This window comes from Tissierella simiarum (assembly GCF_018917865.1).
In the GTDB taxonomy this organism is placed as follows: domain Bacteria; phylum Bacillota; class Clostridia; order Tissierellales; family Tissierellaceae; genus Tissierella_C; species Tissierella_C simiarum.
The window spans coordinates 433,701-447,415 of the sequence record NZ_JAHLPM010000001.1; the positions used below are offsets into that span (position 1 = coordinate 433,701).

General features: G+C 30.4%; 13 protein-coding genes. 2 read left to right on the plus strand and 11 right to left on the minus strand.

Annotated features, from left to right (window positions below; all coding sequences use genetic code 11):
- Window positions 1–9 precede the first annotated feature (9 nt).
- From KQI42_RS02165 to KQI42_RS02175, 3 genes are read right to left on the minus strand one after another with little or no spacing between them, the layout of a single operon-like run.
- Window positions 10–2,007, minus strand: a complete 1,998-nt coding sequence (locus KQI42_RS02165) for an FAD-dependent oxidoreductase (RefSeq protein ID WP_216516244.1) — start codon at window positions 2,005–2,007, stop codon at window positions 10–12.
- A 5-nt stretch (window positions 2,008–2,012) separates the two neighbouring features.
- A complete protein-coding gene (locus tag KQI42_RS02170) occupies window positions 2,013–2,768 on the minus strand; it encodes a 3-ketoacyl-ACP reductase (protein ID WP_216516246.1) in 756 nt (251 codons plus the stop codon).
- A 1-nt stretch (window position 2,769) separates the two neighbouring features.
- A complete protein-coding gene (locus KQI42_RS02175; RefSeq protein WP_216516248.1) occupies window positions 2,770–4,131 on the minus strand; it encodes an oxidoreductase in 1,362 nt (453 codons plus the stop codon).
- A 155-nt stretch (window positions 4,132–4,286) separates the two neighbouring features.
- Between KQI42_RS02175 and KQI42_RS02180 the strand changes: the two genes are divergently transcribed.
- Together KQI42_RS02180 and KQI42_RS02185 are read left to right on the plus strand one after the other, a co-directional pair.
- Window positions 4,287–5,117, plus strand: a complete 831-nt coding sequence (locus KQI42_RS02180) for an AraC family transcriptional regulator (protein WP_216516250.1) — start codon at window positions 4,287–4,289, stop codon at window positions 5,115–5,117.
- Between the two features lie 105 nt (window positions 5,118–5,222).
- The gene (locus tag KQI42_RS02185; RefSeq protein WP_216516252.1) at window positions 5,223–5,528 is read left to right on the plus strand and encodes a PfkB family carbohydrate kinase; all 306 of its coding nucleotides are present in this window, start codon (window positions 5,223–5,225) and stop codon (window positions 5,526–5,528) included.
- Window positions 5,529–5,793: 265 nt separating this feature from the next.
- Here the strand turns inward: KQI42_RS02185 and KQI42_RS02190 are convergent, their stop codons facing one another.
- The 8 genes from KQI42_RS02190 to KQI42_RS02225 form a co-directional block, all read right to left on the minus strand.
- Entirely contained in the window at window positions 5,794–6,372 is a 579-nt protein-coding gene (locus tag KQI42_RS02190) for an Rpn family recombination-promoting nuclease/putative transposase (protein WP_216516254.1), read from the minus strand.
- Between the two features lie 251 nt (window positions 6,373–6,623).
- The gene (locus KQI42_RS02195) at window positions 6,624–7,481 is read right to left on the minus strand and encodes an SDR family oxidoreductase (RefSeq protein ID WP_216516256.1); all 858 of its coding nucleotides are present in this window, start codon (window positions 7,479–7,481) and stop codon (window positions 6,624–6,626) included.
- A 4-nt stretch (window positions 7,482–7,485) separates the two neighbouring features.
- Window positions 7,486–8,535, minus strand: a complete 1,050-nt coding sequence (uxuA, locus tag KQI42_RS02200) for a mannonate dehydratase (RefSeq protein WP_216516258.1) — start codon at window positions 8,533–8,535, stop codon at window positions 7,486–7,488.
- Between the two features lie 15 nt (window positions 8,536–8,550).
- On the minus strand, window positions 8,551–9,957 hold the full coding sequence (uxaC, locus tag KQI42_RS02205) for a glucuronate isomerase (protein WP_216516260.1): 1,407 nt from the start codon (window positions 9,955–9,957) through the stop codon (window positions 8,551–8,553).
- A 31-nt stretch (window positions 9,958–9,988) separates the two neighbouring features.
- Window positions 9,989–11,293, minus strand: a complete 1,305-nt coding sequence (locus KQI42_RS02210; RefSeq protein ID WP_216516263.1) for a TRAP transporter large permease — start codon at window positions 11,291–11,293, stop codon at window positions 9,989–9,991.
- 1 nt (window position 11,294) lies between these two features.
- Window positions 11,295–11,792, minus strand: coding sequence for a TRAP transporter small permease (locus KQI42_RS02215; protein WP_216516265.1), 498 nt, complete (start codon window positions 11,790–11,792; stop codon window positions 11,295–11,297).
- A 1-nt stretch (window position 11,793) separates the two neighbouring features.
- Entirely contained in the window at window positions 11,794–12,813 is a 1,020-nt protein-coding gene (locus tag KQI42_RS02220) for a TRAP transporter substrate-binding protein (protein WP_216516266.1), read from the minus strand.
- Between the two features lie 168 nt (window positions 12,814–12,981).
- Window positions 12,982–13,662: a GntR family transcriptional regulator gene (locus KQI42_RS02225; protein WP_216516268.1), complete on the minus strand. Its 681-nt coding sequence runs from the start codon at window positions 13,660–13,662 to the stop codon at window positions 12,982–12,984.
- Window positions 13,663–13,715 lie beyond the last annotated feature (53 nt).

Consider the following 13,715-nt stretch of genomic DNA (forward strand, 5'->3'; position numbering starts at 1 on the left):
ATTTTCCTCCTAATTATAAATTTTCTTTTGTCTATATTCTTCCCACACATTTTCAAACCACGAATCATACTCTGGGATCGGTCGTACATCTACCCAATTATGAAAAACATCAATCCCATCGTTTTCATCAATCACAGTCTCACATATCTTATCTCTGAAATCCTTTTCTAATGAAAATTTCAATACCATGTCATTTATTCTTATTTCATAAAGACCATCTTCATCCGATATTAAATAAGAACCTCTACTATCGCCTCCCTTATTAATATATTCTAAAATAGAGCTTAAACACGCTATTTGAGTTATTATCATGTCGTATATTCTAAATACAGTAGGTAGTTCTTTTAAATCATTTATATAAACTAAATCTGTAAATTCTTTAAATGTCTTATTAAGCATAATAAGTCCTTTTTCAATTTTTTGTTTATCACGAATAAAGGCACCTATTTTTGACATTTCTTTTTGTAGTCTTTCTTGAAATTCAATTAAATTGGATTTCTTATGGTCTTCTATTTTTATTCTCTCTATAAGATTTACTTTTCTCATAACCTGATTATTTACCTTGGTTATAAACTTGTCCAATTCCATAGGTTTTTGATAATATTTATTTTTTATTAATTCAGCAGCTCTATAGCTCCCAACTTGAGTAGAATTTAAAGCACTGCCGCCAGGCCTATAAATCCCTAATGTTCCATTTGCTTCGCCTACCGGGAAAAAGTTCTTCAAATTGCTTTCCCACCAAATATCACCAGCTAATCCTCCATTTTGATGTTGTGCACAAACATCTATTTCTAAGTACTCTTTTTCTAAATCTATATTATTTTTCTTATATAGATCTATGGATAAAGGATTCATTTTTGCCAATCTATCAATTGGTGTTTTTAGAAATGCATTAGAATTTTTTAAATATTCATAAGCCTCTTTTCCTAAAAGATTAAAATCTAAACCTCCGCTTACAGTAGCACAACTAGGATTCTTAGTAAAATCTAAAAATACTCGTCTCCCTTTTATTTGTGTTTCTATATATATAAGTAAATCTATCACTGAAGAACCGTTGTTGGTTAATTTTCTAGAATCAAAGGGCCATTGATAACCTTTTAAGAATGTAGCATTTAACAAGTCCGTTGGATTTTTGAAATAATCTCCCAAAAATTCTTTCTCATCATTCATATCCATATCAGTAGATATATATCTAGGAATAACTTGTTGATATGTACCTGATAAATTCCATCTAAACTTTATAGATGCAATCCCGTATTGCCACTCAGTTAAATTATTAGCTTTAACTCCTGCTTCTAGTGCAATTCCTGTAGCTCCTGATTGACTCTTCGGAAAAACCGATCTATAGTATATTGATGCAGGTCCACCTGTTCCATAAATAATATTTCTACAATTAAACAATGACAAGCCATAGTTTTTTTCATCCATATTTTTTATATCTAAAGCTAATACTCCTACAGCTTCCTCATTAAATTCATCTTTTAATATGGAAATCACTAAAAATCTATCAAATATATCTGTTCCATTTTTTCTTACTTCTTCTTCTAACTGTTCTGTCATATACTTTGAGGTTAATGGTCCTACTGAACTTGCCCTACTATTTTCGTCGTGATCTGTCATATAACCTACATATTGTCCAAATGTATCATGGGGAAAAGGTACCCCTATATCTATCAATTTATAAAAGCTTTTTAATGACAAAGCAGCTTCTACCAATGCTATATCTCCATGCATTGCTCCACCATTAAATAAAGTTTTAGCCATCTTAAGGGGACTATCAGCATCCTTTATAGAAGTAGATTGCTTATAATAAGTTTGTTTATCAGAACCTGTATTTCTAGAAGTTCCTCTATTCATTCCTTCGGTTACTAACGCTATATCTTTTTGACCTAATTTAAATAGAGCATCTGCTGCATTAAGGCTGGCTGCTCCTGAGCCAACTACTATTGTATTATACTCATATACATTGATTGGTATATTATTGATTGTAATCTGCCCTTTATACATTTACTCTATAACCTCCTTATATGATATCCACCATCTACATTTATAATGTCGCCTGTTGAATAACACATTTTAGGTAAACATAATATACTTACAATTTCAGCAATATCTTTGGGTGTCCCCCATCTCTTGATTGGCAGCAAACCATCTTCAATCAACTTATCATACTTTTCACTAACTGTTGATGTCATATCAGTTTTAATTATTCCTGGTCTAACTTCATAAACAAGTATTCCATAATTCGATAATCTATCGGCAAAAAGTTTAGTTATCATACTAATCCCTGCCTTTGATATACAATATTCTCCTCTATTCGTAGAAGATGTATATGCAGACATGGATGAAATATTTATGATTTTAGGCGGAAAATCTTGCTTATCTTGTTTGATCATTATATTTGCTACTTCTTGAGTCATAAAATATGTCCCTTTTAGATTAGTATTCATTACAAAATCAAAGCTTTCAGGTGTTGTTTTAAGAACATCATTTCTTTCCTTAGGAGCTACACCTGCATTGTTAACTAGAACATCTATCCTACCAAATGTAGAGACTACTTCTTCTACACTTGCCTGTATTTTATCAACATCACTGATGTCAGCTGTAATAAATTTAATTCTTCCTTCAGATGTTCTTATTAAATCATTTACTTCTTCACTTATTATTCTACCGAGACAAGCAATTGAAAAACCGTCTTCATACAATTCTTTAACTATGCCGAGTCCTATACCTCTTGTCCCTCCTGTAACAACAGCAACTCTACTCATATTATTTAATCTCCTTATTTTTCATTTCCTTGTAAATAGGTAAATAAACTTCATTATCTCTAACAACACATCCACAAGTGCTTATTTTAGATTTCATTTCACTACACTTGCTACAAGATACGCACACTCTATTCTTTTTCATCTCACCATTATCTAATATATCTCTGGCAAAATTAGGATAGGATATACTTTCTCTCCCAAAACCAATAATTTTACATAATCCGTTTTCCAAACTACCTGCCCCTACATAAGGTGCTAAATGCCTAAACCAACTATATCCTACTCCAACAAAATTAATGCTAGGAAAAGTATTTTGTATATCTCCAATTCCACTTATAAGTCTATTACAACTTATGATAACATTTTCATCTGGAACATAATCTCCAATATCATATGGTTTATTTATGTGAGGTATAAAATATGGATTTCCCATAGTTAAACTTATTAATTTTACATCTTTTTCTACTAGAATACTTATGAGTTTTTTTGGTTCTTCTAAATCCATAGCTATACCGTTTTCTTTTGATACTCCCCAGCCTTGAGGATATGGTAAACCATCATATATGTTTAACCTTGAAGCCAGTAATAATCCTTGACAATCATTGTCCTCTTTTATTTTATCAATAACATTTATAAATAATTTAATTCTATTTTCAAATTTGCCTCCATATTCACCTTCTCTTTCATATGCAGATAACAACTCTGATAATAAATATCCATGACAGGCCTTTATATCTACACCATCAAATTCCGCTTTTTTTGCTAACCTAGCAGCCTTTAAAAAATCTCCTTCAAGCCCTCTAAGGTAATCATCAGTAACAACTGGATAATCATCTGATATCCCTAATTTATTATCTAATAACTCCTTATGTGTTGCAATAATAGGGTTTTTATTTCCATTTACTTTGCAATATCTACCTGAATGGTTTAACTGAATAATCGTTATAGGATTATGGTTTTCTCCGAACTCTTCTTTTGCAGATAGTTTGATTAAATCATTCAACTTTTTAAATTCCATCCAATTCTCTTCTGTTATCCATAGTTGCTTATCATTGGATCTTCCTTCTTTAGTAACACTAACAGCCTCTATCCAAATTAATCCAGCCCCACCTCTTGCGATCTTTTCATACTTTCTATACGTAAGTTCCGTTGGACTTCCTTCCTCAGTAGAGTCTCCACCTTCCATCGGAAGACTAGCAATAGAATTTGGAATTATATGATTCCCAATATTAATTCTCATCTTAAACAAATCTAGATTTTGGGATGTTTTTATACCTAATTCTAGTCTTTCTATGTCTTTTTCTAATTCACTAAGATGTCCATACTTAAAATTTCCATTACTTGCATATGTATTCCCTGCCAATATTTCTCCTCCTCGATTAAATAGCATTTATTAACAATTAATTAATACTGTTGTTTTTTATTTACGGTAACATTATAATATAGTAAATCGTGTAATTATATTGACAAGTTGCCCAAAAATTGATAAAGATTGCTTTTATTAAAAGAGGTGATAAATTGGATCATCAGAATATTAATATGGATTTTAAAACATTGACTTCAAGGGGAATAGGCTTAACGGAGCACTTTCATAATGGATATGAGATAATATTCATTACTGAAGGTGAGGCTAATTTTACTATAGATAATAAGATTTATACTTGTGATAAAAACAATTTAGTGTTTTTAAATAATTTAGAAAAACATGAAATGAGTCCAATAACTACTCCATATTCAAGATATATGATCATTATTGATTCCCATTATCTAGATAATATAATTAAAGAACCTGCTTTATTATCCATATTTAAAATTCGTACTGATTCCTTTGAAAATAAATTTGAAGTTAAGAAAAAGCATATAAGCTCAATAAGTAGGATATTAAATAATTTAAGTCTCATATACTCGGCACAAGAAGAGTTTTGGCATATTGAATTTGTTTCTTTATTAAGTCATCTTATAATATTTTTATATAGAGAATATACAAATCAATTCCCTATTACTAATATCAATAAAAAGGATCAAAGAATACTTGATATACAAACATACATAGATGAGAATTTCACACAAAATATAACTTTAGAATCCATTGCAGCTGACTTTTTTATAAGTAAATATTACTTAGCACATTCCTATAAAAATATAACAGGCTTTACCTTAAATCAATACATCTTACTAAAAAGAATATCTCATGCAAAAAATCAGCTTTATTTTACAGACAATAGTATTACCGATATAGCTATGGACTGTGGATTCAATAGCCAGAGTAATTTTATTAGGATATTTAAGAAAAAGGAGAATATAACACCTTTACAATTTAGAAAATATTATAGAAAAGAGAGAGAATAATTAGTTAATTAATTATTCTCTCTTTCTATAGAACTTAATTATAGGAAAAACAGACGTAGCTACTGGTGAGTTAGAATTAGCTGGACACCAAAGTATATTTAAACAATGAAAGAAAAATTTGGCTTTAAATATGTTATAAGTTCTTTAAAGGAATCCTATTCGGTTTCTGACAATGGTTGGTCTGCTTGTGCTTATGATGGAAATGAATTCTATCATTCAAGAAAATATGATGTAAGAATAGTTGACAGAGTAGGTGGAGGAGACTCTTTCGAATCAGGATTTATCTATGGTATATTCAGCGGAAACAATTTCAAAGATGCTTTAGAATTTGGTGTAGCTGCATCGGCACTAAAACATACTATCCACAGAGATTTTAATATGGTAACTGTATCGAAGTTGAAAACCTGTTAAAGGGGATGCTTCTAGTAAAGCTCAAAGATAGTGAAAACAAAGTCCCTTTCTGGTTTATTCTTACCAGAAAAGGACTTTTATTTCCGACTTTAACACAACCTATTTTTTATCTTTTTCTTGATTTTGTTTACTTGGATTAGAATTGATTCCCTCTTCTCCTTAGATTGCTTTTCCTCCACTATTATCACCTTATATGTATTTTTTATATAATCAATTTTTACATACAAGGTAATTTAAGGAGGAGTTTAAAATAATAACATAGCTATTAATTAATACTTTCTTCTATCAGCTTTTCCATTTCTTTCTTTGTTAATCCCGTTACATCTATTATTTGTTCTATTGGCAAATTAATTTTAAGTAAATTTTTAGCTACCTCAATTTTCTTTCGATTTTCTCCCAATTCTATGCCTTTTTCCATACCTCTCTCTATACCCTTTTCCATACCCTTTATAAGACCTTCTTCTCTATATCTTTCTATTATAGTCATAATAACTTCACTCCCTTCAGGATAAGACTTTTCTATCTCTTCTATTATTTCTTCAACATCTCTTTTTGTTAAATTTGATCTTGCACTAAATATATATCTAATAAAGGTTTCAAAATACTCTATTCCTGTTTCTCTATCATCTAATTCTTGTAGATATGCTACTGCTCTATATATCGACTCTTGTAGCCCTTTGTTATCCTTTATAAATATATCTCTAAATATAGTGAGCAATATTCTAAGTTGAGCTTCACCTTTTATTTCTTCATCTGTGTATCTCGATATATCATAAATTAAATATTCATAGTCAGGAATAAATTTTTGTACTTCTTTTGGCAAATTTTTATATCCTGTTATCATCTCTCCTAGTGTAGTTCTTGTGCTACCTCTATATTTCCAAAGGTTTCTTTAAAAAATTTATCGTAAGGATTTTGTATCTTCATTTCATCACCTACTTATCTCTATTATACCATAGCTGTTAATATCTCACATATGTTAAACAAAAATATAAAAAAGTCATCACTAGCAATCATAACTGCTAATAATGACTTTCTTATCTTTTCTATCTTTTCGTAAATTAGATAATAGAAAATAACTACTATATAGAAAATCTATACCCCTGAATAAGCTGAAAATCCTCCGTCTACAGGTATTACAACTCCATTAACAAAGCTAGATGCTTCTTCATTTACTAAGAATAGTAAAGCTCCAATAAGCTCTTCTGGTTTTCCAAATCTATTCATAGGTGTACTATTTAAAATTTTTCTTGACCTATCTGTATAGGAGCCATCATCATTTAATAACAAACTCTCATTCTGACTAGTTAGAAAAAATCCTGGTGCTATACCATTTACTCTAATTCCAACTTTTGATAAATGGACAGCTAACCATTCTGTAAAGTTAGAGATAGCTGCCTTAGCACCTGAATATGCTGGTATTTTAGTTAAAGGAGTATATGCATTCATAGATGATATATTTATTATGGTACATCCTTTTCTGCCCACCATATCTTTTGCAAATTCCTGAGATGGTAAAAATGTTCCCAAGAAGTTTAAATCAAATACAAATCTAATACCCTCTCCATCTAAGTCAAAAAAAGTTACATTATTTTCATCAGTATTGTTTAAATCTTCTTCATATAAATATTCTTTTGTAGTAGTGCCTTTAGGATGATTGCCTCCTGCTCCATTTATTAAAATATCACAGGGTCCCAGTTTTTCTAAAATCTCAATATGAGCTTTTACTAGACTTTCTTTATTTAGTACATCTGCTACTACTCCTATTGCAATTCCACCATTATTTTCTACATCTTTTACTTTTTCATTTATTTTATCTAAGTTTCTTCCAAGAATAGCAACTTTAGCTCCACAAGCAGCTAATGCCTCTACCCATAAACTCCCTAGTACGCCTGTACCCCCTGTAACTACAGCTACTTTGTTACTTAAATCAATTTTAAATGGTAGTTTCATAATCTCACTCCTTATTTACATTATCTAATGTTTCCCAAATACCTGCTATATACATTGCACCAAGAGCTCTGTCATACAATCCATATCCAGGTTTACCAGTTTCACCCCAAATCATCCTGCCATGATCAGGACGAAGGTATCCATTAAATTTATTTTTATGAAGAGCTTTCATTATTTCAACTATATTTAAAGAACCACAAGATGAATAATGAGCACTTTCTTCAAAACTTCCATCGTCTAATAATTTAATGTTTCTTACATGCATAAAGTGTATTCTACCTTGTGCTGAATATTTATCCACCATTCTAACTATATTATTAAAACTTCCACTTCCTAAAGATCCAGTACATAGAGTTAATCCATTATACTCACTATCTACGAGTTTCAAAAATCTATCTAAATTCTCTTCCGTTGTTATAATTCTAGGCAATCCAAATATAGACCATGGTGGATCATCCGGATGTATTGCCATTTTTACGTTACTTGCTTCAGCTACTGGTATTATTTCCTTTAAAAAATACTCTAAATTAGTCCAAAGGTCTTCTTCATCAATTTTTGAATATTTATCAAATAAATCCTTAAGGTCTTCTTTAGTATAACTTGAATCCCATCCTGGTAGTGATAATTCCCCCTTCAGTGGGTCCATCTTATTAATTTGATCCTTGTAGTACACAAGGGCAGTAGAGCCATCTTCTAATTTTTTATCTAGTTGAGATCTTGTCCAATCGAATACTGGCATAAAATTATAGCATATAACTTTTACTCCTGCTTTTCCTAGATTTATAATGTTCTGCTTGTAGTTCTCTATATATTTATCCCTGCTTGAAAAACCTAATTTTATATCTTCATGTACAGGAACACTTTCTATAACGTCAAAGTTTAAACCCGCTTTTTCAACAGTTTCTTTTACTTTGTTTATACTTTCCATACTCCAAACTTCACCAACTGGTACATCATAGATCGCTGTTACTATACTATCCATACTAGGTATCTGTTTAATATATTCTATCTTTACTGGATCCTCTTCTCCATACCACCTAAATGATAGTTTCAAATACATCAACCTCCATTATATCTCTATCCCAAAATACTCAACTGCATTTTTATAGCATATCTCTTCTACCATAGATCCTAATAAGTTAATATCATTTGGGACTTCTCCATTTTCTACCCAACTCCCTATTAAATTACATAGTACCCTTCTAAAATACTCATGTCTTGTATAAGATAGAAAACTTCTTGAATCTGTAACCATACCAACAAACCTTCTAAGAAGTCCTAAATTCGCCAATGACTTCATTTGTTTCTCCATTCCATCTTTTTGGTCGTTAAACCACCAACCTGATCCAAATTGAATTTTACCTGGTATACCTCCACCTTGAAAATTTCCTATCATAGTGGCTATTACATCATTATCCCTAGGATTTAAGCAATAAAGAATTGTTCTAGGTAGTTCCTTATTCATATCCATGCTATCTAAAAGCTTTGATAATTTCTTTGCTATGATTCCATCATTAATAGAATCAAATCCGGTATCAGCACCAATCTTTTCAAACATTCTAGAATTATTATTTCTTAATGCACCAATATGAAGTTGCATAGTCCAATTTAACTTATAGAATATCTGTGACAGATTAAGTAAAGTCATAGTTTTAAATTTATCGACATCAGACTGAGTTAATTTTTCACCCTTCAATCCTTTTTGATAAATCTTTTCCACTTCCTCTTCACTAGATACTTCAAAAAATATATCTTCTATACCATGATCAGAAATTCTACATCCTTGCTCATGAAAAAACTCCACCCTACTTTTTAATGCTTTAATAAACTCATCATAATTTTCAATTGGCATATTGCTCACTTGACCTAAGCTAGTTACCCAAGCTTTAAAACCGTTATGATCAATATTCATAGCTTTATCTGGTCTAAATGTTGGCAATACCTTTACTTCATATTTCTGATTTTCTCTAATTATTTTGTGATACTTCAAACTATCTATAGGGTCATCTGTAGTACATAATGCTCTTACATTTGACTTCTTTATTAACTCTAAAACAGTAAACTCATCTGATTCTAATTTTCTATTAGCTTTTTCCCAAATTTCACCTGCTGTTTCTTCACTAATTAAAACATCAATATCAAAAAATCTTTTTAACTCTAAATGAGACCAGTGATATAGAGGATTTCCTAATAGATAGGGAACTGTTTTACACCAAGCTTCAAACTTTTCATAATCTGATGCATCTCCAGTTATATATTTTTCATCTATCCCATTACTACGTAAAGCTCTCCATTTATAATGATCACCATCTAGCCAAATCTTTGTTATATTTTCATATCTTCTATTTTCTGCAATATCTACAGGATTTAAATGACAATGATAATCAAATATTGGCATATCTTTAGCATATTTGTGATATAGATCTACTGCAGTCTGAGTATTAAGCAGAAAATTATCATTAATAAATTTTTTCATCTTAAACCTCCTACCATTAAGCTTTATTTCTTTAATATCCTAACAATGTAGGTAGCCAAGTACTTACTTGTGGAACAAACGTTACAATCAATAGAACAATAAATATGACTATATAATATGGTATTAATTTTTTTATTATATTCTCAAGTTTTGTCTTACCAACCTTAACCCCTACAAAGAGTATGTTTCCTACAGGAGGAGTTATAGTTCCTATACATAAATTTAGTACAATCATGATTCCAAATTGCACTGCTGACATACCTAGATTTAGGCAAACAGGCATAAAAATTGGAGTGAAAATTAATATAGCAGGAGTAATATCCATAAATGTCCCTACAAATAGTAATATGAAATTAATAATCAATAAGATAATCACAGGATTTTGACTTATCCCTAAAAGCCCATTTGAAATAGCTGAAGGAATTCCAGTAAATGCCATCACCCATGCCATTATACTTGATACGCCAATTAAAAAAACTATCATTCCTGTAGACTCAGCACTTTCCTTAAAAATTCCATATAAATCTTTAATACTTATAGTTTTATAAAATAAAAGAGATAATATTAAACTATATAGCACTGCAATTACGGAACCTTCAGTTGCTGTAAATATACCTGATGTTATTCCTCCAATAACAATAACTATTAGCAATAAACTTGGAATTGCCTCAAGTATTATCTTTAAGGCTTGTACCATAGTTACACGTTCTGTACTCACATATCCTTTTTTCTTTGCTATAAAAAATGCAACCACCATACATCCAAGTCCCCATAAAATTCCTGGGATGTATCCCGCCATAAACAATGCAGCTACTGATGTCCCACCGCTTACTAAAGAAAAAGTTATCAATACATTACTTGGGGGTATCAATAACCCTGTTGGTGCAGTAGCGATATTGATTGTAGCCATATCATCAGCATCATATCCTTCTTTTTCTGCAATAGGTCCTATAATACTACCCATTGCTGAAGCTGCTGCAACTCCTGATCCTGAAATGGCTCCAAACATCATATTTGCTACAGCATTAGTGTGAGCCATTGCTCCTGGAACTCTACCTGATATAAGTTTTGCAAAATTTAATAATCTTACAGCAATTCCACCCTTATTCATAATATTACCTGCTAGAATAAAAAATGGAATAGCTATTAATGTAAATACTGATATTCCTGAAAATGTTCTTTGAGCCCCTGTAATAACTGTAGCTTCAAAATTCAAAGTAGGTAAGATAGCGAGTATTGAGGATATTCCTAAGGAAATAGCTATGGGTACCCCTGCTATTAATAAAATTATTAAAACAATGGCTATTATCAAACCTGAAATTAGTGCGATACTCATTTTATTTTCCCTCCTTACTCAAATCTTTTGGCTTAAGATCTTTAACTAATTCATTAATATTTATAATGTTATATAAAACTATCAAAATCCCTGTTATGGGAATAATTATATATACATATGACATTGGTATACCTAAAGATGCTGTTATCTGTGTTGCTGTAAGTTTAGTAATCTTAATACCTCCATAAATCAATACCGTTAAGGCAAAAGCTATAACTAAAATTTCAGAAACTATATTTAACATTATCTTTGACTTATCTTTAAGAAAGTTTACCGCAAATTCCATTCTCATATGTTCCCTTTTTCCAAACACCAAAGCTGCAGATAATAATGCCATCCATGTAAAAGAAAAAGTTAATAATTCTTCTGAAATTGTACTGGGTGAGTTAAATACATATCTAGTCACTATTTGATATGTTCCTATGATGGTTATAAATACAAATAAAGAAATACATGTTATCTCTAATATCTTATTTATTTTCACTTTGAAATTACTCATATTATTCTAACCCCTTTACTTCTTTATTTATCTCCTGGACTTTTTCATATATGTATATTAGTTTACTATTTTGTTCTAATAACTCCTCATGTAATGGAAGTACCTTTTCTTTAAATAATTCTATATCTGTTTCTATAAATTCAACCCCCATAGATTTTGCTTCGTCTATTGCTTCTTGAATTTGAATATCCCAGTATTCCCGTTCAGTAATCGTACATAATTCTGCTGCCTCATTAAAGATTTTTCTCTCTTCTGGTGATAATTCATTTAAAAATTTAACATTACCTATTAACATATCTGGGACCATTTGATGATGATTATATGAATAATACTTTGCTACTTCTCCATGCTTATTATTAGTCAAAGCAAGCTCATTATTTTCTCCACCATCAATAACCCCTGACTGAATTGCAGTGTAGACTTCTCCAAAACTCATAGGTGCCGCTGCTGCACCAAATAATTCCATCATTCTTACATTGGTAGGACTTTGTTGGACTCGAATTTTTTTCCCTTTTAAATCCTCTGGAGTTCTGATTGCTGATGTTGCATAAAAATTTCTAGTACCTGCATCAAACCATGTAATTGCTTCAAATCCAGCAGCTTCTGTAGATTTAAATATACTTTCCATTAATTCTTTATCTTCCATAACTTTATGGTATGCATCTACACTATCAAACAAATAGGGCATACTAAATATTTGATAAATATCATCGAAGGTTTCCAAATTCCCTGTGCTAGAAACTACAAAATCTATTGCTCCCGTTTGAACTAATTCAATAGCCTTATTAGATGGCCCTAATAATTCGTTAGGAAAAATTTGAATATCATATTTATCACCTAATTGGGATTCTATATGTTCTTTAAATGTCAATAAACCTATATGTTGTGGATGTGTTGATGACTGTCCATGTGATATCCTGATAATACGTTTTCCACCAGTATTGATACTACACCCTGCTAAGTTAAATGCTAAAATCCCTACTAATAGTAAACATACTATCTTTTTTGTGAGTCTGTACATTGAAATACTCTCCTTTCCAACTGTTATAAATGCATAATAATTATTTTGATGCAATCGAATTTCCTTTTATATTTTATCATGTTGTATACAAATGTCAACTTGTTGTATGCAACATTTTTGCTTTGTAAAAAACTAGCAATAATCTTGCTAGTTGTGAAGGATTCTGTTTTATTTAAAATATTCATTATATTTACTCACAATTTCCGTTAGATTTTCTATTCCCTCATAAATATGTTTATTGTAATATTCTTCTAATAACTCATAGTCTTTAGAAATTATAGCCTTTATAATTTTAGTATGGTCCTCATGTATTTTGTCCAAACTATTTTTATTTTCTCTATTTGCCAATAGCCGTAATCGATTATAGTGAGGATTACCCTCAGCAATTCTTTTCCATATACTTTCTTTATTGTCTAAATTAAATATTGCAGCATGAAATTCATTATCTGCTTCCAAAAATTTCTGTGCCATTTCTAATTCATCAAGATTACTATTTAATATTTTATATTGTTGCAGCAATAACACATTTATCTTTACTTCTTGGGACTTTGATATATATTTTATATCCTTTATAACTGCTAACTCCAACTTTTCTCTCATATACATTATATCCGAAATTTCATCTATATCTATTAATGTAACAAAAGTACCATATTTAGATTTAACATCAATAAGTCCTTCTGATTCCAATCTATTGAATGCATCTCTAACAGGTGTTCTCGACACATTAAACCTATTAGAAGTTTCTACTTCATTTATTGTTTGTCCTGGTAATAATTCTAAAAACATTATCTCATCTTTTAAACAATTATAAACATATTCACTTGCGGAAAGCTTTGAAGCTGTCAAATCTTTTCCTCCTTTTGTAACTTGATATTATTATTTATATTAACTTAATTGCT